A 20000-nucleotide genomic window follows, 5' to 3' on the forward strand; every position below is an offset into this window, starting at 1 on the left:
AATGTTCGTGGCTCAAGAAGTGTTAGCTTTATATGGTATGGAGGATAAGGAGTCATTTGCTGAACAAATGCGATCTCGGATCCAAAATACTCTTATTGGAGAACTCGAGATTGAATATGTGGAACTCACGCCAGACTGTGTGGTAATGACTATGCCTGTAGGACCGAAAACGAAGCAACCAGTCGGTATTTTACATGGAGGGGCATCGGTCGCATTAGCGGAGACGGCAGCGACCATGGCGACCGCAATGAATATAGACCCCCAAAGATTTAGCCCAGTAGGATTGGAAATCAATGCAAACCATATTCGGAGTAAGAGAGATGGCGTTGTCAAGGCAACCGCTGCGCCTTTTCACAAAGGGCGGTCTACAATGGTCTGGGATATCAAAATTACAGATGAAGATGAAAAGTTGATTTGCATTTCTCGTTGTACGATAGCAGTCATCGCTAAGTAGGAGTGTTCATTTGAGAAACCCTATTAAACCAATTCAAGAATGAATCAGTAATACAAAAATAAATTGTCATAAATAAGACTTGTAAAAAATAATAAATCAAATTTGTATTACAACGAAGTCACACGCCGATGTCCTGCATGTCTTGGAGTTGGCATGATAATTGCTTAGATATAGGTGTAGCGACCAATCAGTAATTGATGATGGAAGAGAAAAAGGAGATGGAGCTAGAGGATGGTAGAGAATATTGCTGTTATTGGCAGCGGTACCATGGGGAGAGGAATTGCTTATGCCTCTGCTCTGGCAGGTTTTCAGGTTCAACTGCAGGACCTTTCAGAAGAAGCCTTAAAAAAAGCAAAACAATATATGGCTGCGGAACTGGGAAAGAGCGTGGAAAAGGGAGTCATACACGGTGAACAGCGGGATGCGGCACTAGAAAGAATCTCCTATACGACAGATCTGGCACAAGCGGTAAAAAAGGCTGATCTTGTCATAGAAGCTGTTCTGGAATTGATGGAGTTAAAGATTGAAATCTTCAGGCAGATGGATGAATATGCCCCCCTGAATGCCATTCTCGCAACCAATACATCTACGATGAGCCCTACAGAAATAGCAGCTTCCACCAGCCGGCCCGGTCAATGCGTGGCAATGCATTTCTTTAATCCGGTTCAGAAAATGAAGTTGGTTGAAATTATCCGGGGATTGGATACTTCAGATGATACAGTCGGGACTGTCAGGCAAGTGGCTGAAAAAATGGGCAAGCAAACGGTAGAGGTGAATGAATTCCCTGGATTTGTCACAAGCCGAATGAATTGCTTGATAGGAAATGAAGCGATGAACATGTTAATGGAAGGCGTGGCTTCCGCAGAAGATATCGACAAAGCCATGAAACTAGGCCTCAATCACCCCATGGGACCGTTGGAATTGGCAGATTTAGTCGGGCTTGATAGCCGTCTTCGAAATATGGAATATTTATACAAGAATCTAGGGGAAAAGTATAGACCATCCCCACTCTTAATTAAATATGTGAAGGCTGGCCGTTTGGGAAGAAAGTCTGGACAAGGCTTTTATGATTACAGATAAAGGAGTCTGAGGAATGAATTTTGAACTTTCTGAAGAGATTAAACTGTTACAACAAAATGTTCGAGACTTTGTTCAACATGAAGTTGAGCCGTATGCCATGGAAATTGAGGAGAAGGACGAAATCCCACAAAAGATTTTGAATATGTCAAAAGAAATGGGCTTGTTCGGCCTAAGCATCCCTGAAGAGTACGGCGGTCTGGGAATTGGCATGATCGGGAAGTGTGCGGTCTATGAGGAATTGGGAAAGACTCACAATGGTTATACCACTGTCATAGGGGCTCATACGGGGATCGGCTCGGTAGGGATTGTGGAAATGGGAAATGAAGCCCAGAAGCAGAAGTATTTGCCGCCGATGGCCAGCGGGGAATGGATTGGCGCCTTTGCCTTAACGGAGCCTAGCGCCGGGTCGAATGCGACCAATTTAAAGACAACCGCAGTAAGAAAAGGGGATAAATATATCTTGAATGGGAGCAAGCATTATATCACCAATGCACCGATTGCGGATGTTTTTACAGTCATGGCTGTAACCGACCCGTCAAAGGGAGCCAAGGGGATTACTTCCTTTATTGTAGAGAAGGATTTTCCCGGATTTCATGTTGGGACATTAGAAAAGAAAATGGGGCTTCGAGGCTCTCATTCGGCTGAATTATTTTTTGAGGATTGCGAAGTGCCGGCAGAAAATGTGTTAGGGCAAGAAGGGCAAGGGTATGTGAATGCTCTCAAGATTTTGGCTAACGGCCGTGCCGGTTTGGCGGCGCGGAATCTTGGTTCCAGTGAAAAATTACTAGAGATGTCGATCAAGCATGCCCATGAGCGGATCCAGTTTGACAAACCGATTTTCGAACAGCAAATTATCCAGCATTATTTGGCCGAGATGGCATCAGATATTGAATCTCTGCGCTGGATGATGTATCGGGTGGCTTGGATGGTGGATCAAGACATGAAGGTCATTAAAGACGCAGCGATGGTCAAGCTGCTGGGATCCGAAGTCTATAACCGCGTGGCGGATAAAGCGGTTCAAATTCATGGAGGCATCGGCTATATCTCTGAATTCCCGATCGAACGTTTCTATCGCGATGCCAGGATTACCAAGATCTATGAAGGAACATCCGAAATTCAAAAGAATATTATTGCCGTTCAATTGAAACATGAATATCTGTAAATCCATAGATTAATAGATTTAAAGAAACAGGAGGATGTCAGAACATGAATATTTTAGTGTTAGTGAAGCAGACCTTTGACACAGAGGAGAAGATCGTGATCCAAAACGGGAAGATCAATGAGGACGGAGTGGAGTTTATCCTCAATCCGTATGATGAGTACGCGGTAGAAGAGGCCGTAAAAATTAAAGAAGATACAGGAGCAGAAGTAACCGTATTGACGGTAGGACCTTCCAGGGCAGAAAGCTCCCTGAGAACAGCACTGGCTATGGGAGCGGACAAAGGGATTTTTATCGAATTAGAGGATGAAGCGGATGAGTTTACTCTGGCCAAATTGATTACAGCTGCCATCAAAGGAGAGAAATACGATTTAATCCTTGGAGGCAATATGGCAGTGGACTCCGGAGCCGGACAGGTTGCCATCCGGGTTGCGGAAGAACTGGGCATGCCTCATGTTTCTACCATTACCAAACTATCTCTTGAAGGAAGTAAGGCGACGGTAGAACGGGATGTGGAAGGGGACGCAGAAATTATAGAAGTCAATCTTCCTTTCTTGGCGACGGCTCAACAGGGTCTGAACGAGCCTCGGTATCCATCTCTGCCAGGGATTATGAAAGCGAAGAAAAAGCCGCTTAACCGTTTGTCGGTTGGGGACATGGGTCTATCCGAGGAGGAGCTAACCGTTCGAACCAAGGTTCTGGAGCAATATTTGCCGCCAAAGAAGCAAGCAGGTCGAGTTTTGGATGGGGAAATCAAGCAACAGGTTAGTGAGCTTGTTCAATTACTTCGTACGGAAGCAAAAGTAGTCTAATTACTCTATTAAGGAGGACCAATAAAATGAGTAAAAAAGTTCTTGTGATTGCAGAAAGTAAAGGCGGAAAGCTGCGCAATGTCTCTTTTGAAGCGTTAACGGCAGCTCAACAGGCGGCACAAGGAGGGGAAGTCGTTGCTGCGCTGATAGGTTCCGGAGTATCCGGTTATGTTCAGGAAATAAGCCAATATGGTGCTGAAAAGGTCTATTTAGTGGAGGATGAAGCTCTTTCCACTTATAACACCGATGCTCATACCCAGGCTTTATGTCAGCTGATTGAGGAAGTTCAAGCGGATGTGATTTTCATGGGGCATACCGCTATCGGGAAAGATGTTGCTCCAAGAGCAGCCGCTAGATTAGGGTTAGGTTTGATTTCAGATTGCACAGGCATAGAATTGGTGGATGGTTCCATTATCTTTACCAGACCGATATATTCAGGTAAAGCCTTCCAAAAGAAGGCCGTTAACCAAGGTAAAGTGTTTGCGACCTTACGACCAAATAACTTCGAGACCATAAAAAAGCCTGGACATCCGGAGATTGTTTCCTTCCGGCCGGAGATTAAAGATTTAAGAACCATTGTGAAAGAAATCGTCAGAAAAACCGCCAGCGGGGTCGATCTAAGTGAAGCCAAGGTCATTATTTCGGGTGGCCGCGGGGTAAAAAGCAAAGATGGATTCAAGCCGCTTCAGGAACTGGCGGAAGTTCTGGGGGGAGCAGTGGGAGCATCACGCGGTGCTTGTGATGCTGATTATTGCGATTACTCTTTGCAAATCGGGCAGACAGGGAAAGTGGTCACGCCGGAATTATATATTGCTTGCGGCATTTCAGGTGCCATTCAACATATGGCCGGCATGTCAAATTCTAAAATTATCGTTGCCATCAATAAAGACCCGGAAGCGCCGATTTTTCAAGTAGCCGACTACGGAATCGTAGGAGATCTTTTTGAGGTCGTTCCATTGTTGACAGAAGAATTTAAAAAAGCTTTGGTAACTGTCTAACCATTTAATCTAATAGTCTAAAGGGGGAAACATCATGTTAAATTATGCCTTATCTGAAGAACAAGAAGCTGTCCGCAAAATGGTCCGTACTTTCGTTGATCGGGAAATTAACCCTTATATCCAGGAATGGGATGCGAAGGGTCACTTTGAACACAATATTCTCAAACGATTAGCGGAATTAGAGCTAATGGGGGTTTGTATTCCCGAAAAATATGGCGGCGCTGGGATGGACTATAATACGCTTGCGATCGTTTGCGATGAGTTGGAACGGGGGGATACGGCTTTTCGGACGGCCGTGTCTGTGCATACCGGTCTGAATAGCATGACCCTTCTGCAATGGGGAAATGAGTTTCAAAAGGAAAAGTATTTGACACCACAAGCTCGAGGGGAAAAAGTGGCGGCCTTCGGCTTGACTGAACCCAATGCGGGTTCAGACGTAGCCGCCATGCTGTCTACTGCAAGGCGAGTAGGGGACGAGTATATCCTAAATGGCTCAAAAACATGGATTTCCTTATGTGATGTGGCAGACCATTTCCTCATTTTCGCCAAAACGGACAAGGATAAGAAACATCATGGCATCAGCTGCTTTATCGTAGAACGGACCTTCCCAGGAGTAACGACGAAAGCCATTAAAGGGAAATTGGGGATTCGTGCTGGCAATACGGGAGAAGTATTCTTGGAAGAAGTCCGTGTTCCTGTGGAGAATCGTCTCGGTGAAGAAGGGGAAGGGTTTAAAATTGCCATGTCAGCTTTGGATAATGGCCGATTTACTGTAGCTGCCGGCGCTTGTGGCTTAATCAATGCTTGTTTGGAAGCGAGTGTGAAATATTGCCATGAACGCCAGACATTTGGGAAGGAAATAGGAAAACACCAACTGGTCCAACAAATGATTGCGAAAATGGCAGCTAATTTGGATATTTCCCGCATGTTGGTTTACCGTGCGGGTTGGTTGAAAAATGAAGGAAAGCGCAATACCAGGGAGACCTCGATGGCAAAGTGGATCTCATGCGATGCGGCCTTCGAAGCGGCGAATGATGCGGTTCAAATCCATGGGGCATACGGTTATTCCAATGAATACCCGGTAGAGCGTTTCCTGCGAAACTCCAAAGCACCTGTCATTTACGAAGGAACTCGTGAAATCCACACGGTTATGCAAGGGGAATATGCATTAGGATATCGGGAAGATAAACCATTGACTCAGATGCTTCCTTCTTGGCCTTTTGAGGAGTAATGAACGGTAAAAAACGGTGTATGCCTTGGTGTACATCGTTTTTCCAATTTTGTGCTATTGGATCCAAGCTAATATGTCGGTAGGGAATAAGAGACTGCACTACATTATGGATTTAACCATAGTGTATATTGTGGTCTTTTTTCTTTGTTTCAAATGAATCAGAATGGATAGAAGGAGGCGTGATCATGTCATTCTCAAGCAGGGACAGAAAACAAATCCTGGAAGATTAAAATGGGAAACAAGTGGATCTCATATGGATCACGTGCCAACCTGAATGCACCCCGAGATATATTTCAGGACTACGACATCGTATTTATCGTGTCCTTAAAACCATATAGGCCTAAAAAGACTGATGTGATTAATCCCACATCTATCTACATTTCTCCTCTCCTTTTGAATTCTCAGCGAATCTTTATTACTAGAATAACAGGAGTTGGGAAGGGAATATCAATTGAATCGAGAAAAGAGTAATAAGAGCCACTTTATACCTTCATAGGGAGGGGATGGAAAAATTGAAAGAACAAGTAGGGTCTTGTATTCGTTGCAAAAAGGATGTTTACTGTACCGACGGATTTTTTAACGGCATTATATTGGAGAATGGGAACATTTTATGTTTTGAATGCAAGGAAAACGACCAGCTAATTGAAATCCTGAATCGTCTGCTTGAAGCGGAGAAGTCTGGAGTCGTTACATTGGACTATTTGCTTAAAGCTTTTCCATCGGCTGGGTTGGAGGCTTCCTTCCAACAGGTGAGGGAGGATGAAGCATGGAGCTGCAGCGGGCTCATACATGCGATTCAGCGTGAAGGAGGAGTGTTGGGCAAGCAGGTTGGGGATTTTGCAGATAAGGTCAAATCCTTGCCGACACTAAGGGAAAAGCTTGAATTGCTGAATAAGGGACAGGCTTGGGTAGCAAGGAAAATTGATGATGCGCTTTCATACGGAATGGACGCAAAAACCAAAGATTTTCTGCTGGAAATGAAGCGAAGACATGAACAGAATATTGAGCATATGAACACTCATCTGTAATTATGATTAATACGGGAGGTTGCTGTCAGATGAATGTGCACGAAGCGATATGTCTGAGGCGTGAAATTACTAATTTTGATGAAAAAAAGATTTCTGCAGAATTAATAGAGGAATTGTTAGATGCTGCCTACCTCTCTCCATCCGGAAATAATCTACCTTCTCGAGAGTTCATTTTAGTTTCGGACAGGGAGGCTTTGGACCACCTATCCAAAGCGACGCCTTATGTATCCTGGCTTAACCGCGCCCAAGCTGCCATTGTTGTGACTGGATTGCCTGATGTGAGCAAATACTGGATTCAGGATGCTTCCATCGCATGTGGCTATATTTGGCTCAGAGCGGTTGAGCTGGGAATAGGTCTGGCATTCGGGGCAATTCATCATACCCAGGACCCTCAGGAATCCGATAAAAGGGAGAGTTATGTACGGAGCGCCCTGCATATACCGAGCGATAGGCAAGTGTTGGCCATACTCGGCTTAGGTTATCCGAAGGAAAATCCAGCTTCTAAAGACATGTATCCGCGAGAAAAAGTTATCTTTTACCATTCGTTTGGGGAAACGGAATAAGGCATGAAAAAAGGGGCTGCTTCGGCAAATAACTTAAAGCCGTTTTTAGCCCCTTTTGAAAACTAAAAGGTAATTGCTGCTGTTGCTGCTTTTTGAATTCCTTCTGCAATAATTTCTTCCGCCTTGTCAGGGAATTGATTATGCCCCTCTACAATAACAGTGGTGATGTCTTTCACGCCCCAGAATCCGAGTGCTGACGTTACAAATTTCACGGCCATTTCTACAGATTGGGCTGGACCTTCGGAGTAAACGCCTCCTCTTGCATTTAAGAGAGCCACCTTTTTGTCTGTGAGTAAACCAATGGGTCCTTCTTGTGTATAGCTGAAGGTTTTTCCCGCTTGGCTTAAATAGTCAATATACGTATGCAGTACAGCAGGAACCGTGAAGTTCCAAAGCGGGAAGGCAATAACTACTTTATCAGCGGAAAGGAATTGATCCAAGTATTTGTTGACGATATCAGTTGCTTCCTTTTCTTCTTTAGTCAATTCCATGCCGCGGGACAGTTTAAACATTCCGTTAATTTTATCTGTGTCGTAGTATGGTAAGTTTTCCTTGAAAAGATCAAGCTCTATTACTTCATCCTGGGGATGGGACTCCTTATAGCTGTTAAGGAATGCATCATAAAGCTTGACGCTTACTGCCTGCTCGATGGGACGAGAATTTGCTTTAATGAATAGAACTTTAGCCATAATTTGGTTCTCCTCTGTTTTTTTGTTATAGAGTTGTTATAGCAACTTTTTCTCAAAAAAATAAGTTGTTATAACAATTGTTGTTATGTTTACATTGTATTCAAGTATCAATAAGCTGTCAAATTGATATGTTCTGGGAGGAACAACCGCACGAAACTCAATGAGGTTATTCTGTTAATCCCTTTAGAATCCATTGATAGGCAACAGGGTGATAAAGCAGTTCCAAATGGTTAAGAGGCAATACATCTTTTCGCAGCACCTGTTTAGGGTCCGAGGCAATCCCCTCCGTGAAAAGTACGCTCTCCACAAAGACTAATCCATCGCTATCTCCGTCCTGTTCGCCCTTGATTCCTTGAAAATAGGCGTTATTGCCAGCTAAAGCATGGATCTTAATATCTGGATCAATTGGGGACTTGAGCAAGGTCTCCATTAAATGGCCGCCGTCCATGATAGCGGCATTGATTCCCCTTGAATGAAGAAAAAGATTTTGTCCCCCATAGTATAAGGTTTTGGCTTGGGTATTGACGGGGTACCGTTCGTCCCAGCGCATAAGCAGCTGGGACGAACCGGGAAACGCGCTGCCGTTGTATAGGCTGCGTTCGGTTGTGTCAATGTAGCGTCCATAGTACAGCATTGAATCACATGCAATCGGTGCATTAATCCCCAATTCTACAACCGACCAATTGGCTGCCACGTTCCGAAAAGGGAAATCCAAGCCACGGTTTGGCGTGCCAAGCATGAAATACCGCTCTACCTCCCCCTGATAAGGTGCACCAAAGGACTGGCAGAGCCCGGATAGGTATAACCAGGCCGCGATTCCGCCCTTACTGTGGGAAACTACATCAATTTTTTCCGCTTGAACGATTCCTTTGATTCGATGGATTACATTGGATAATTGTATGGCTTGTTGCCAATTATCCCCATGAGGGTGGGCAAAGGTGACAGCAAAAATGTCTCTGCCTGAGGAATGCAAAGTATAAATTAACCCTTTTTCCTGCTGAGCGGATTCGCACCAGGCTAGATTAGCGTGATGGCCGGCTCCATGAATGAGCAGAATGGGGTTCGCAGTGGATTGCTTAGCAGGTGACAAATAATGGAGAAGAACTTCGCATGAGGAGGGTCTTGATGATTGGAAATGACGGACAATTTCTTCATCCCTCCACTCTATTTCCGGAATGAATTTTTCTTGACTTAAACGGGAGTGCTTTCCGCCGATCCTTTCCGTCCAGCTCCAAAACCGGCTATCTGAGTGCCTGTCTAAGACCTCATAAGAGACAAGCTTTGCAAGCGGCGAGGAGCAAGATTCTGGAACCACTTCTTGTTCGGGTTGTCTTTTAAACAGCCATTTATGTATTTTTTCTTTCCACTTTTCCCAAATGGGCATCTTTTCCACCCCCAAGGAAAAGGATAACACAGAAAAGGAGCTTGCAGTTATAAAATGGTAGATTTTGTTATTAAAGTCCTATATTTAATCATCCAAGTTTTCTTTCCTTGCCATAGAGGGGTATAGCAATCATGGGAAGAATATACTTTCTTATATGACATGAGAGGTGAAAGAATATGGGAAAGGTGATTGCAGGAAGATATGCAGCAGAAATAGAAGGCCCTTTTGTTGTTTTTATTATAGGCATGAGAATCAATCGCCTATGGGCAGTACATAAATGGATGCCGGTGGGAAAGGCGATGGGGCCCATGATAAGAGAACTCTATCAGAATCCTGAATTAGGATTTTTGGGAGCGGAAACGTTCCTAAATTGGCGTGGGATTAATTTGATTCAGTATTGGAGGTCGTATGAACAACTTGAAAAATATGCGCGAGGAGGAATTCACTTAGAGGCATGGAAAAATTTCAATAAATCGGTGGGAACAGACGGGACAGTCGGCATATACCATGAAACGTATATTATTCAGTCCGGGCAGTATGAATGTATATACGGAAATATGCCCAAGTTTGGTTTGGCTAAAGTTTCAGCACATGTTCCAGCCGTTGGTAAAATGGAAACATCCAGACGACGCATGGGAGGAAATAATGAACCTGCAGCTCCAACACCGCCCAATCCTATGGATGCGTGAAAAACCTTTCTGGCGGGATAAAATATGGCGAGAAGGGGGATTCCTATAAAAAAGGAAATGGAGAAGCTTACCATGTTGAATTTGAACGGACTGGAAAATATTCATGCTGACATTGAAGCTGTTTATGAGATTGTCCACCTATTAAAGGCTAGAATTGACGGCAAGGAAATTGAAATTAAAATACTAAAAAATCGATATGGTCATTATTTTCATGAGTTGAGCCACGCCTACAGAGGAGCGGATAACGTCGATCCTGACGTGGCTGTGGAAAATAGCTTTTCTTCTGCCGATGAAGCGGTCCGCGGAGCTCTACGTTCTGCCACGATGTTCTACCGCAGTACAGATGAAGGCGGAAGATGGGTGAAAAATGATTCGTTTCTCTTGGTTTGAGGATAATAGGCGTAGATTCGAGACTGTCGATTAACAATAGGTTGAATTTTCAGGGGTCTGGATGATGACGGGAGTTTTTCCCAACTATTCGTCCGTTTAGACTGAAAAAGTGAAAAATAAGCGGAGTTTTTCCGGCTAAATCTCAAAATCATGATTTTCTTCAGTGTTTTAGAGAAATAACCGGAATTTCTCCGCTTATTTTAGTTAAAAAATCCCCATCTTTAAAAATAGTCGGACTTTCTCCTGTTAATCTCGGCTATTAGACGGTGTCATCTCATTTCATTTCACTCTTTATTTCACAACCAAAATGCGATATATTGGTTTTATGGAGAAAAATAGAATTAAACCGATTCAACGATTGTCTTTTAGGGATGAAGTGTACCAAACGTTAAAAAAAGCAATTATGCTGTTGGAGTTTGAGCCAGGCCAGCGTTTGAATGACAAGGAATTGGCCGAAGAGTTTGGAATAAGCCGTACCCCTGTTCGAGAGGCGCTAAAGCGGCTGGAGGATGAAGGACTTGTCGAATCTATTCCTGGTTCTGCTACCCGTGTTACGCGATTAAAACCGGAAGAGGCCAAACATGCCTTTACAGTCGTTGCTGCATTGCACGCTTTGGCGGCTCGACTGGCGGTTCCGATGATAGAAGACTCAGATATACAACAACTAAGGGTTAGCAACGACCGCTTGAAAAAATCGCTTGAAAAAAAAGATATTATTGAAGCGATCGAAGCCGATGAGTCGTTTCATGATGTTTTTATCCAAGTTGCAGGAAATCCGGAAATCAAGATGGCTTTGGAGCGCATTGTACCGAAGGTTCATCGGCTGGAGATTGCGCAATTTGGTTCGATTAAAGGGTTGAAATCCGTCGAACAACACCATCAGATTATAGTTGCTTGTGAAAGCCGGGAAAGCCAAGAAGTGGCCCGCCTTGTCGAAGAAAATTGGCTAAGCCTTGGCGAATTGCTGACCCAACAGAAAGATTGAGGTGAAATTAATTGCGTCCCCTTTATTTAGGGATTTGTTCTGCTTTCTTTTTTGCTTTTACATTTGTGTTAAATAGGGCAATGGAACTCTCCGGCGGAAGCTGGATCTGGAGTGCTTCGCTGCGGTATTTTTTTATGGTTCCTTTGCTTTTGCTGCTGGTAATGACGAGGAAAAATTTGCGCCCCCTTTTTCAGGAAATGAAACAACGGCCGGGTGCCTGGATGTTATGGAGTTTTGTCGGGTTCGGTCTCTTTTACGCTCCGCTTTGCTTTGCTGCTGCCTATGGACCTGGATGGCTCATGGCGGGGACATGGCAGATTACGATCATTTCTGGATCTCTGCTTGTCCCGCTTTTTTATGAAACGGTGCAAACGGCCAAGGGAACGGTCAGGCTTAGAGGAAAGATCCCTGTCAAGGGCCTGGCAATGTCCCTCATTATACTTTTGGGTGTGGCACTGATGCAGGTGGAACAGGCGAATCAACTTTCTTCCCAAGATGTATGGTTAGGTATTTTGCCAATTGTGATTGCTTCCTTTGCTTACCCGCTTGGCAATCGAAAAATGATGGAAGTATGTGAAGGACGTTTGGATACCTTTCAGCGTGTGTTAGGCATGACGATAGCCAGCTTGCCGCTTTGGATTATCCTTTCCGCCTATGGTTTGTTTACGGTGGGCATGCCTAGCCAAGGGCAAATTACTCAGTCTGTTCTCGTTGCCATTTGCTCTGGAGTCACCGCTACTGTTCTTTTCTTCCGGGCTACGGATATGGCCAGAGGCAATATGCAGAAGCTAGCAGCAGTAGAAGCCACTCAATCGATGGAGGTTCTATTTGCAGTCGCGGGTGAAATCATAGTTCTCGCGAGTCCTTTTCCTTCCAGCTTGTCGTGGATAGGGATGCTGCTCGTGATTGTCGGGATGATTTTGCATAGCTACGTCTCACATGTTAGGAATCCCATCCAGCCATCGGCGGAGAAATCAACGAAGGTGGCCCTATAACATCAAAAAGCTGAAGTCGCCATAATGTGATGGCTTGTTAGATTCGTGAAGATAAAAAGATTCATGGCGATTTTAAATTCCTTAGCGGGTGGAGTCGTTCCTAATCGTGGTTTGGAATACATCATGGTAGGTCGTAAAGAAGAAGCAACACAAATTTTTAATGATTTAGATACGGTTGAAAAAGGTTCGTCCAGAATAATTGGTAAAAACATAGTTGCAGGAGTATAAAATTAAAATGCATATCAGAAGATATTGGTGGGTGTTAAACTCAAATACGTTATAACAAGGAGTTCGAATATGCCAGCAGTAATTGACTCGACAGTACAACAATTTCAAACATGTATTGATACCTGCAACAAGTGTATGCAAGCATGCGAAGAATGTCTAAGTTCATGCTTGAAAGAACCGGATGTGCAAGCCAGAACACATTGCATTAATCTGCTTCGCGATTGTATTGATATTTGCTCTATGGCGGCTCAATTCATGTCTAGAAACAGCATGTATGCCAAGCAAATTTGTAACCTCTGTGCTACGATTTGCGATGCATGTGCAACGGAGTGTGAGAGGTTTCAAGATGTGCACTGTCAGCAATGCGCTGCCCAATGTCGTAGATGTGCTGAAGAATGCCGTAAGATGGCAGTATAACCTTAATGGCGCAATTTGCGCCTTTTTTATACCTTGCAATATCACTTTCCGTTTACCTTCTTTTTGTTTTCAAATAGAACATAAACTGGTCTTAAAACAATCCAAAGAATTAGCGAAGAGACTGCTAAAATGATAATACTTAATCCAATTCCAATTACCGCATTCGTTATATACCACCAAAAATCACGCATTCTCTTATCCCTTCACTTTTTTATCATTAGGATTTATTACGGGTTTCAATAGCCCGAACAAAACGCCAGATTAAATAAAAAGTTCCAGCTAATGCTGCTAATCCTAGTGCAATACCAAATCCTAAAGATAACCCCATTACAGCCATCATAGAACCGGTCATATTACCCATCATTCCTACCATGCATTGCCCCATACACAATTTCATCTCGTCCTTTCTGTATTCCTTTTAAAGAACAGTATTTCCATCCATTCTAACTTCGAATTCGAATATTATCTTGTATCTTCATACTTTCATCATAACTTATGGTTATAATGTTTGAAGAATGAGTATTTATGGTGGTGACAGATTGATGGTGCAAACGAATAGAAACATTTTAGTTATCGATGATGAACCGAATATGCGGAACCTTATCAAGTTTTATCTGAATAAGGAGCCGTGGGAGATTATTGAAGCGGCTTCCGGAACCGAGGCAATTGAAAAGGTAAAACAACAGTCATTTGATCTCATAATATTGGACGTGATGATGCCTGGAATAGATGGCTGGGAAGTTTGTAGTTACATCCGGGAAAGAAGCCATGTACCTATCTTGTTGTTGACGGCAATGAATGAAACAAAAGATAAGGTATATGGGTTAAATCTCGGTGCAGACGATTACTTAACCAAACCGTTCGATAAGGATGAGTTTATTGCGAGAATAAAAGCTCTTTTGCGAAGGGCAGTACCGACTACCAATGAAAAATCGAAACTTATTCAAATGGATGAAATTTCGATAAATCCGGAATCTCGTGAGGTATATGTCAATGACAACCTTTTATTACTTACACCGAAGGAATTCGACCTGCTTTTTATGTTAGCAAAGAATCCGAATAAGGCTTTTAACAGGGAAATCCTATTGGAACAAATTTGGGGTTCTGATTTCTATGGTGATACCCGAACAGTTGACCAGCACGTAAAAAATATTCGAGATAAAGTTAAGAAAGCCGGTTGCTCCTTTAACCCGATTCAAACCGTTTGGGGATTAGGGTACAAAATACAAGGAAAGAAAAATGAATAGCATCGTCCTAAAGCTTGGTTCAGCCATCATTTTTTTACTCTTGGTCGTACTGTTTCCCCTTGGATATGTCGTTGATAAAGTCTTTTCGACTTTTTACTATCAAAAAGCCGTTCAAAATCTAGACGTACAAAGTGATAAAATAGTCGAACTGATTACTTCAAATAAAAACCCCGAAGTAGTTTCAAGCATCATTGTCACAATGGAGATGACAAACAATAGAGTTGCTCTGCTTAACTCGTCAAAGCAAGTGGTCACGAAAGCCAATACAACCCTAAATATTGAAGACATGCTTTCAGAAGACGATTGGGATAAGCTAATGAGAGGGTCTTCAATTGTAAATCATTGGATTTCACCGGATTTTATTCTTGTTGGGAAACCGGTCATTTATGACGGGCATTTTAATGGAGCAGTTTTAATGGTTACTTCTACTGAAGATATTCAATCTTCTGTTTCGCAGATTAGAAATGTCCTTATCCTTACCGGTATTGGGGCGATATTACTTGCCTTGGGTTTTACCGTAATCTTGGTTCGAAGGCTTTCCATTCCACTGCTCACTATGGAACGAGCAGCGAGGACTATGGCTAAAGGAGATTTGAGTGTAAGAGTGAAAATGGATTCTAATGATGAATTAGGCTCCTTAGCTAAAGCTATAAATGATTTGGCTTCAAGTTTGAAAAGGTACGAGGATACGCGAAAAGAATTTTTCGTAAATATATCGCATGAACTACGAACTCCTCTTACCTACATTGAAGGGTATATTCGATTGCTTAGCGATGAAATTCCCGAATCTCCCGAAGAAAGAAGTCAAATCATCCAAATTATTACCAATGAAACCAATCGATTAAAGGGACTAGTTGATGATTTGTTCGATTTATCCAAACTTGAAGAAGGTAAAATTGCTCTCACTTTGGAATGGATTGATTTATCCGAGGTTATCGAAAATGCCTTGGAAAAAGTAAGACTTCGAGCAGAGCAAAAAGAAATAAAGATTGAATTAAACGAAGACGATACTCCTATTATGTATTTGGATGGCTATCGCATGCAACAAATCCTAATCAATTTACTGGATAATGCCATTCGTTATACGGAAAATGGTATGATTATTGTTAACCTTAATTCCGAAACTCACGAAGTTATCATTCAAGTGAGCGATTCAGGAATAGGAATACCGGAAGAGGAATTGCCTTTTATATTTGAACGATTTCATCGAGTTGAAAAATCCCGCTCTCGTGAATATGGTGGCACCGGTTTAGGTTTGGCTATTGTCAAAAGGTTAGTTGAAATTCAAGGAGGAACGATTACCGTAGATAGTGCAATAGGTGTCGGTACGACCTTTACTATAAGGTTTCCGGTACCTACAGAGGAGAAAATACAATGAGACATTTAGAATGGTTAATTGCGGGGATTTTGATTATTTTAGGTCTTTTGTGTCTTTCAATGGCACCAACTGCAATGATGGGAAGTTCAATGGGAGCCTTTTTCCATTCGTTAATATCTGTTTGTTTGTGGACAGCTATTCCTTTACTTTTGTTTGGTGGTTTTTATTTGTTTTATATAAGAAAAAAGAATCAGTAATTAGTTGGACTCTAAGGGGTCTTACTGGATTAACTCCATGGGAAATTTTGAGAGGGGCTTCACGCTTAGATGCTTTCAGCGCTTATCCCTGCCGCACATAGCTACCCAGCTGTGCTCCTGGTGCTATGGATTTCCTTATGGGCAATAACACAGTAAAAAATAATCAAGGGTATTGTCATCAAGAAGAAAGGGAGTGTGGGTATGAAAAGGCATCTAAAATTTATTCCAGCAATTTTTCTTACAATAGGGTTAATTTCGGGGTGTACCCAAGCTAACCAACCGGACCAACACGCTGGTCATGAACAACCCAAACAAGAGGAACAACATGGTGGTCATGATTCAACAAATACTTCACAGGTTCAAGTGGTATGGAATTTAAGTAAACAATCACCAGAAAGCAAAAAGGATGAAGAAATATCTATCCAAGTTCAAGATAATACAGGGAAACCAATTGAAGAATTCGAAATTAGTCATGAGAAAAAGATGCACTTAATTGTGGTAAATAAAGATTTATCATTTTTTAACCACATTCACCCCGAATATGCCGAAAAAGGGGTGTTTAAAATTACGACCCAGTTTCCAGCAGGTGGTGATTACAAATTAATCGCTGACTTTATCCCTAAAGGTGCCGAGGCAAAAACAGAAAGCCAATGGATAAAAGTAGCTGGAGATACACCTTCACCAAAACCGCTAGAACCTGAAAAGAATTTAACGAAAACGGTTGAAGGAAAAGAGGTCACTTTATCATTCGACAATTTGCAAGCAGGAAAAGAAGTAGCGATGACTTTTACCATCAAGGATGCGGCAACAAAAGAACCGATTACCAACCTTCAACCCTATTTAGGGGCAATTGGGCATGTAGTTATTTTAAGTGCTGACGCTGAAAAGTACATTCACAATCATCCTCTTGAAGAAAGAGCAACTGGACCGGATGCAAAGTTTGAAACATCATTCCCAACGGGAGGGATTTATAAGATTTGGGGACAGTTCCAACATGAAAATAAACTGTTTGTGGTCCCTTTTGTGGTTCAAGTTCCGTAAGGAGAATAACTTTACTAAAGGGATTAAATCCTGGAATAATGAGGACGTGTGATGCAAAAAAACACACGTCTTTTTCTTTGTCGCATTTATTTGTATTTCATTTTATTTGTTAAAAATAATGCAGATTCAGAATTAGCTACCCCCTACAAATCGTTTAGAGAAGTCGGGAGTTTTTATTGGTAAAGGTAGTATGCCTACTTCCCTGTAACTAGGAAAAATACCTAGAGCAATGTAGTAGGATATTCGCATAATGTATGTTATAAAACTTTAGATGGAAAGCGGTGAAATTGTTGAGTAAACTCGTATTAGCTAAATCCTTGGACGAAGTTAAGCAATTACCACAATCTCAATTTGTTAGAAGGTCATTGGAAGAAAACCGATTTTGGCTACAAATTATGGCGGAGCATGCTTTCTTCTTGAGATTAGGGTTTCCAGCTACTGCAACACAATTAATAAGGCAAGCAAGGGAATTTCAAGATATTTTTGAACGCCAGTTAGAACGTGCGCAACGTACTCCCCCAGAACCTTCTCTTGTACGAAAGTTAAATAATGACAGTATCGCACTTGCTAGAAGGATTGCTGCATTTAAACAAAGGGTCTTCAATGATATTGTAACCTGTCGAATTCGAGGATTTAATTTTCCGTTATTAGTTGACCATGTTCGCAGGGAAGCGGTTTACTTTTTCCGTACACTCCAACAACTTAATGAGGGTATTCTAAAACCTATTCGTGATGACATCATTGATGAAAACGTATTTTTCCTTCGAATTATGGCAGAACACTCCAAGTTTATATCTCACCTTCTTGACCCCACAGAAAATCGACTTATTCGTCAAGCAAACCAATTCGGACAACAGTTTGACCAGTTACTTTTCCAAGCAAGAAATATTGAACTACCGACCAGAGAATCAGCATTTAGGGCGTTAAATACAGTTGAGGGAGCAACAGTTGAATTGCGTAACTTCAAACGACAAGCAACAAGATTGATTGAACAATGCCAAATCCGAAGTATCATTCATCCAAGGTTGGCTGCACATGTAACAAGAGAAGCTAATAAGTTTCTATCCATCATCGAGCGACTTGAAGAAAGGTTAAGATAAACACTAATTGTTTTCAAAATTAAATATCTAAGGAAAGATATCCCTCTTAATCGCCTTCGGTCACAACCCGACAGGCTTTTTTATTTAAAGGGGAATTTTGGTTAAGTAAACGGGAATCGTTATTGATGTAACGGAATTTAGCAAGGTAATGGGCTTAGCATCCATCCCTTGGCTTAGTTGTTGAGGTAACGGGCAGAATTGCATAATAATCCTCGTTTGCCCAGTTCGAAAAGATGAGTTGGAACATAAAATGTTGATGTAAGAGCGTAGTGAACTCTTACGGCATCAGGAAAATCGCGTGATGTTCTTGGTGGACATGATAATGGAAAGTAAGGTAAGCCTCCATGACTAAAACCCTCTTCTGAGCGTAGCAGAAGGGGTTTTTGGTTTGTTTATCTGTCTTTTTTAGATAGGATGCTAAGATAACTTGCAATAGCAAGTCCTAATAGCAGTAACCCCCATAATAATAAAACTTGATATTTAACGTTTAAAGCGACCATTAACAAACAAAATTGACTTCCGCATGCAAATACAATGGATGAAATAAGAGGCTTTTTGAAGGCAACTACACCGCCCACTAAGTATATCAAAGATACAAAAATTCCTGCTATTCGTAATTCGATGACATGTTCCTCGAAAAAGTAGAAATAAAACTGAATCCAAAGCACTAACATACTCACCAATGAAATAATGCCTACTGTCGCCATTTTAATGGGTAAATCCTCCCGGTTAATATTAAGGATTTATTCGGTCTGTTTGATTGCATATCCTTCTTTTTATTGGTGGTTACGCACAATATTTGAGGGGGTAACGCGTTCCGTTTCGGGACTGTATGTACAGGAACTTAACGGGCAGAAATAATTAATACTAAATAGGAGATATCCAAAACTCAAAACTTCTGACCTATTCCTAAAAGAAAATAAACACTTTATAATGACAATGAAAATCAAAATCAATGATAATATTATCAAAGGAGGTCTTTTATGGTAATTAACTTTTTAAGAGAAAATATTTATGCTTCTTATGCATTCCTAGCATTACGATTGTATCTTGGTTGGGCATGGTTGGAAGCTGGTTGGAAAAAAATTGCGGGTGGCGATTTTGATGCTAGTGGGTTTCTGCAAGGAGCATTAAAAAAAGCGTCTGGTGACCGCCCAGCAGTTCAATCTTGGTGGGCAGATTTTATTGATGGCTTTGCATTACCTAATGTCGGACTTTTTAATATCCTCGTTCCTTGGGGGGAATTTTTAGTAGGTCTTGGACTTATCTTAGGTTGTTTTACTACCTTTGCCGTTTTAATGGGGATGATTATGAATTTTTCCTATCTTTTTTCAGGAACAACTAGCACTAACCCTCAGATGGTATTATTCGGAATGATAATCTTAATTGCTGGTATAAATGCAGGAAAAATTGGGTTAGACCGTTGGGTTATTCCATTTATAAATAAACAGATACTAAAAAAAGAAGAGCAAGAAAACTTGCCCCAAAGCGCTTAATATATAAAAATAACCATTACTTAAATCCTATTACAAAACAAATATAATTACAAACTAAAACTTTATCCACCCTATTTTGGGTGGTTTTTATTTTTATTGTTCCGCTAACGGGTTTCGATAGCGAAATTGCACCGCAAAAAGCAGTACCAGTTACAATCGATTTAGGGAAATTTAAAAAATAAACAAACCAGATTGAGATTTTAGCTATGTGTATGCTTCTCCCGCCATTTGTGGTGGGCATAGAACAACAAAAACAAAAGCCAATCAGCAACATAAGGACAACCGAAGCTCCACCATAAGCCATGTTTCATGTTCCCGGTCTTTATGGATAACCACTCTATAAAAATGGCAAGGATTGACCAATAGAACGTATGACGAACAACGGTCAAAAAGGTCTGCTGTTTCGGGAGGGTTTGCAAGAAAAAGTATGAACCACAGG

The 20000-nt window shown here is 41.8% G+C and carries 26 protein-coding genes and 1 pseudogene; 22 read left to right on the plus strand and 5 right to left on the minus strand.

Going from position 1 to position 20000, the window contains the following annotated elements:
* Positions 1–67: 67 nt before the first annotated feature.
* From ABLT31_RS04135 to ABLT31_RS04175, 9 genes are all read left to right on the plus strand, one after another.
* Complete coding sequence (locus tag ABLT31_RS04135) at positions 68–454, plus strand: hotdog fold thioesterase (protein WP_367749352.1); 387 nt, start codon at positions 68–70, stop codon at positions 452–454.
* Between the two features lie 231 nt (positions 455–685).
* On the plus strand, positions 686–1534 hold the full coding sequence (locus tag ABLT31_RS04140; protein WP_367749223.1) for a 3-hydroxyacyl-CoA dehydrogenase: 849 nt from the start codon (positions 686–688) through the stop codon (positions 1532–1534).
* 13 nt (positions 1535–1547) lie between these two features.
* Positions 1548–2696 (plus strand): acyl-CoA dehydrogenase family protein, encoded by a 1149-nt coding sequence (locus ABLT31_RS04145; protein ID WP_367749224.1) that lies wholly within the window; start codon positions 1548–1550, stop codon positions 2694–2696.
* Between the two features lie 44 nt (positions 2697–2740).
* Positions 2741–3505 (plus strand): electron transfer flavoprotein subunit beta/FixA family protein, encoded by a 765-nt coding sequence (locus ABLT31_RS04150; protein WP_367749225.1) that lies wholly within the window; start codon positions 2741–2743, stop codon positions 3503–3505.
* Positions 3506–3531: 26 nt separating this feature from the next.
* Positions 3532–4503, plus strand: a complete 972-nt coding sequence (locus tag ABLT31_RS04155) for an electron transfer flavoprotein subunit alpha/FixB family protein (RefSeq protein ID WP_367749226.1) — start codon at positions 3532–3534, stop codon at positions 4501–4503.
* 34 nt (positions 4504–4537) lie between these two features.
* A complete protein-coding gene (locus tag ABLT31_RS04160; protein ID WP_367749227.1) occupies positions 4538–5734 on the plus strand; it encodes an acyl-CoA dehydrogenase family protein in 1197 nt (398 codons plus the stop codon).
* Between the two features lie 231 nt (positions 5735–5965).
* Positions 5966–6205, plus strand: a complete 240-nt coding sequence (locus ABLT31_RS04165; protein WP_367749228.1) for an aminoglycoside 6-adenylyltransferase — start codon at positions 5966–5968, stop codon at positions 6203–6205.
* A 32-nt stretch (positions 6206–6237) separates the two neighbouring features.
* On the plus strand, positions 6238–6762 hold the full coding sequence (locus ABLT31_RS04170) for a DUF6306 domain-containing protein (protein ID WP_367749229.1): 525 nt from the start codon (positions 6238–6240) through the stop codon (positions 6760–6762).
* A 29-nt stretch (positions 6763–6791) separates the two neighbouring features.
* A complete protein-coding gene (locus tag ABLT31_RS04175) occupies positions 6792–7325 on the plus strand; it encodes a nitroreductase family protein (protein WP_367749230.1) in 534 nt (177 codons plus the stop codon).
* A gap of 62 nt (positions 7326–7387) precedes the next feature.
* Here the strand turns inward: ABLT31_RS04175 and ABLT31_RS04180 are convergent, their stop codons facing one another.
* A complete protein-coding gene (locus tag ABLT31_RS04180) occupies positions 7388–8014 on the minus strand; it encodes an FMN-dependent NADH-azoreductase (RefSeq protein WP_367749231.1) in 627 nt (208 codons plus the stop codon).
* A gap of 166 nt (positions 8015–8180) precedes the next feature.
* Positions 8181–9398: an esterase/lipase family protein gene (locus ABLT31_RS04185; RefSeq protein WP_367749232.1), complete on the minus strand. Its 1218-nt coding sequence runs from the start codon at positions 9396–9398 to the stop codon at positions 8181–8183.
* 176 nt (positions 9399–9574) lie between these two features.
* On the opposite strand from ABLT31_RS04185, the gene ABLT31_RS04190 reads away from it, so the two are divergent.
* The 7 genes and pseudogenes from ABLT31_RS04190 to ABLT31_RS04215 all read left to right on the plus strand — a co-directional run bounded on the left by ABLT31_RS04190 (position 9575) and on the right by ABLT31_RS04215 (position 13102).
* Positions 9575–10087, plus strand: a complete 513-nt coding sequence (locus tag ABLT31_RS04190) for a DUF4188 domain-containing protein (RefSeq protein ID WP_367749233.1) — start codon at positions 9575–9577, stop codon at positions 10085–10087.
* A 72-nt stretch (positions 10088–10159) separates the two neighbouring features.
* Complete coding sequence (locus tag ABLT31_RS04195) at positions 10160–10477, plus strand: hypothetical protein (protein ID WP_367749234.1); 318 nt, start codon at positions 10160–10162, stop codon at positions 10475–10477.
* A 325-nt stretch (positions 10478–10802) separates the two neighbouring features.
* Positions 10803–11462: a GntR family transcriptional regulator gene (locus ABLT31_RS04200; protein ID WP_367749235.1), complete on the plus strand. Its 660-nt coding sequence runs from the start codon at positions 10803–10805 to the stop codon at positions 11460–11462.
* An 11-nt stretch (positions 11463–11473) separates the two neighbouring features.
* The gene (locus ABLT31_RS04205) at positions 11474–12457 is read left to right on the plus strand and encodes a DMT family transporter (protein WP_367749236.1); all 984 of its coding nucleotides are present in this window, start codon (positions 11474–11476) and stop codon (positions 12455–12457) included.
* A 45-nt stretch (positions 12458–12502) separates the two neighbouring features.
* Positions 12503–12685: a BREX system ATP-binding domain-containing protein gene (locus ABLT31_RS04210; RefSeq protein ID WP_367749237.1), complete on the plus strand. Its 183-nt coding sequence runs from the start codon at positions 12503–12505 to the stop codon at positions 12683–12685.
* A 69-nt stretch (positions 12686–12754) separates the two neighbouring features.
* Positions 12755–12838 (plus strand): annotated as a pseudogene (locus ABLT31_RS38980) (four-helix bundle copper-binding protein); the annotation flags it as partial.
* Positions 12839–12868: 30 nt separating this feature from the next.
* Positions 12869–13102, plus strand: a complete 234-nt coding sequence (locus ABLT31_RS04215; protein WP_462976462.1) for a four-helix bundle copper-binding protein — start codon at positions 12869–12871, stop codon at positions 13100–13102.
* A 217-nt stretch (positions 13103–13319) separates the two neighbouring features.
* On the opposite strand, the gene ABLT31_RS04220 is transcribed toward ABLT31_RS04215, so the two are convergent.
* A complete protein-coding gene (locus tag ABLT31_RS04220; RefSeq protein ID WP_367749239.1) occupies positions 13320–13475 on the minus strand; it encodes a PGF-CTERM sorting domain-containing protein in 156 nt (51 codons plus the stop codon).
* 169 nt (positions 13476–13644) lie between these two features.
* On the opposite strand from ABLT31_RS04220, the gene ABLT31_RS04225 reads away from it, so the two are divergent.
* From ABLT31_RS04225 to ABLT31_RS04245, 5 genes are all read left to right on the plus strand, one after another.
* Entirely contained in the window at positions 13645–14349 is a 705-nt protein-coding gene (locus ABLT31_RS04225; RefSeq protein ID WP_367749240.1) for a response regulator transcription factor, read from the plus strand.
* On the plus strand, positions 14342–15727 hold the full coding sequence (locus tag ABLT31_RS04230) for a sensor histidine kinase (protein WP_367749241.1): 1386 nt from the start codon (positions 14342–14344) through the stop codon (positions 15725–15727). The genes ABLT31_RS04225 and ABLT31_RS04230 overlap by 8 nt, the downstream gene beginning before the upstream one ends.
* On the plus strand, positions 15724–15924 hold the full coding sequence (locus ABLT31_RS04235; protein WP_367749242.1) for a hypothetical protein: 201 nt from the start codon (positions 15724–15726) through the stop codon (positions 15922–15924). The genes ABLT31_RS04230 and ABLT31_RS04235 overlap by 4 nt, the downstream gene beginning before the upstream one ends.
* A 201-nt stretch (positions 15925–16125) precedes the next feature.
* Complete coding sequence (locus tag ABLT31_RS04240) at positions 16126–16965, plus strand: hypothetical protein (RefSeq protein ID WP_367749243.1); 840 nt, start codon at positions 16126–16128, stop codon at positions 16963–16965.
* Between the two features lie 317 nt (positions 16966–17282).
* Positions 17283–18065 carry a DUF2935 domain-containing protein gene (locus ABLT31_RS04245; protein WP_367749244.1) on the plus strand — a complete coding sequence of 261 codons (783 nt, stop codon included), beginning with the start codon at positions 17283–17285 and terminating at the stop codon, positions 18063–18065.
* Between the two features lie 392 nt (positions 18066–18457).
* On the opposite strand, the gene ABLT31_RS04250 is transcribed toward ABLT31_RS04245, so the two are convergent.
* Positions 18458–18772, minus strand: coding sequence for a hypothetical protein (locus ABLT31_RS04250; RefSeq protein ID WP_367749245.1), 315 nt, complete (start codon positions 18770–18772; stop codon positions 18458–18460).
* Positions 18773–19048: 276 nt separating this feature from the next.
* Here ABLT31_RS04250 and ABLT31_RS04255 point away from each other — a divergent pair, with 276 nt between their 5' ends.
* On the plus strand, positions 19049–19561 hold the full coding sequence (locus ABLT31_RS04255; protein WP_367749246.1) for a DoxX family protein: 513 nt from the start codon (positions 19049–19051) through the stop codon (positions 19559–19561).
* Positions 19562–19577: 16 nt separating this feature from the next.
* On the opposite strand, the gene ABLT31_RS04260 is transcribed toward ABLT31_RS04255, so the two are convergent.
* Positions 19578–19865 carry a hypothetical protein gene (locus ABLT31_RS04260; RefSeq protein WP_367749247.1) on the minus strand — a complete coding sequence of 96 codons (288 nt, stop codon included), beginning with the start codon at positions 19863–19865 and terminating at the stop codon, positions 19578–19580.
* Between the last annotated feature and the right edge of the window lie 135 nt (positions 19866–20000).

It is taken from the genome of Ammoniphilus soli (assembly GCF_040813775.1).

Coding starts and splice junctions, on each gene's coding strand:
- ABLT31_RS04225 (WP_367749240.1), top strand. CDS start 13,645: ATGGTGCAAACGAATAGAAACATTTTAGTTATCGATGATGAACCGAAT.
- ABLT31_RS04235 (WP_367749242.1), top strand. CDS start 15,724: ATGAGACATTTAGAATGGTTAATTGCGGGGATTTTGATTATTTTAGGT.
- ABLT31_RS04255 (WP_367749246.1), top strand. CDS start 19,049: ATGGTAATTAACTTTTTAAGAGAAAATATTTATGCTTCTTATGCATTC.
- ABLT31_RS04240 (WP_367749243.1), top strand. CDS start 16,126: ATGAAAAGGCATCTAAAATTTATTCCAGCAATTTTTCTTACAATAGGG.
- ABLT31_RS04165 (WP_367749228.1), top strand. CDS start 5,966: ATGGGAAACAAGTGGATCTCATATGGATCACGTGCCAACCTGAATGCA.
- ABLT31_RS04195 (WP_367749234.1), top strand. CDS start 10,160: ATGTTGAATTTGAACGGACTGGAAAATATTCATGCTGACATTGAAGCT.
- ABLT31_RS04150 (WP_367749225.1), top strand. CDS start 2,741: ATGAATATTTTAGTGTTAGTGAAGCAGACCTTTGACACAGAGGAGAAG.
- ABLT31_RS04200 (WP_367749235.1), top strand. CDS start 10,803: ATGGAGAAAAATAGAATTAAACCGATTCAACGATTGTCTTTTAGGGAT.
- ABLT31_RS04260 (WP_367749247.1), bottom strand. CDS start 19,865: ATGGCTTATGGTGGAGCTTCGGTTGTCCTTATGTTGCTGATTGGCTTT.
- ABLT31_RS04135 (WP_367749352.1), top strand. CDS start 68: ATGCGATCTCGGATCCAAAATACTCTTATTGGAGAACTCGAGATTGAA.
- ABLT31_RS04160 (WP_367749227.1), top strand. CDS start 4,538: ATGTTAAATTATGCCTTATCTGAAGAACAAGAAGCTGTCCGCAAAATG.
- ABLT31_RS04145 (WP_367749224.1), top strand. CDS start 1,548: ATGAATTTTGAACTTTCTGAAGAGATTAAACTGTTACAACAAAATGTT.
- ABLT31_RS04170 (WP_367749229.1), top strand. CDS start 6,238: ATGGAAAAATTGAAAGAACAAGTAGGGTCTTGTATTCGTTGCAAAAAG.
- ABLT31_RS04220 (WP_367749239.1), bottom strand. CDS start 13,475: ATGGTAGGAATGATGGGTAATATGACCGGTTCTATGATGGCTGTAATG.
- ABLT31_RS04230 (WP_367749241.1), top strand. CDS start 14,342: ATGAATAGCATCGTCCTAAAGCTTGGTTCAGCCATCATTTTTTTACTC.
- ABLT31_RS04185 (WP_367749232.1), bottom strand. CDS start 9,398: ATGCCCATTTGGGAAAAGTGGAAAGAAAAAATACATAAATGGCTGTTT.
- ABLT31_RS04180 (WP_367749231.1), bottom strand. CDS start 8,014: ATGGCTAAAGTTCTATTCATTAAAGCAAATTCTCGTCCCATCGAGCAG.
- ABLT31_RS04190 (WP_367749233.1), top strand. CDS start 9,575: ATGGGAAAGGTGATTGCAGGAAGATATGCAGCAGAAATAGAAGGCCCT.
- ABLT31_RS04250 (WP_367749245.1), bottom strand. CDS start 18,772: ATGGCGACAGTAGGCATTATTTCATTGGTGAGTATGTTAGTGCTTTGG.
- ABLT31_RS04155 (WP_367749226.1), top strand. CDS start 3,532: ATGAGTAAAAAAGTTCTTGTGATTGCAGAAAGTAAAGGCGGAAAGCTG.
- ABLT31_RS04175 (WP_367749230.1), top strand. CDS start 6,792: ATGAATGTGCACGAAGCGATATGTCTGAGGCGTGAAATTACTAATTTT.
- ABLT31_RS04140 (WP_367749223.1), top strand. CDS start 686: ATGGTAGAGAATATTGCTGTTATTGGCAGCGGTACCATGGGGAGAGGA.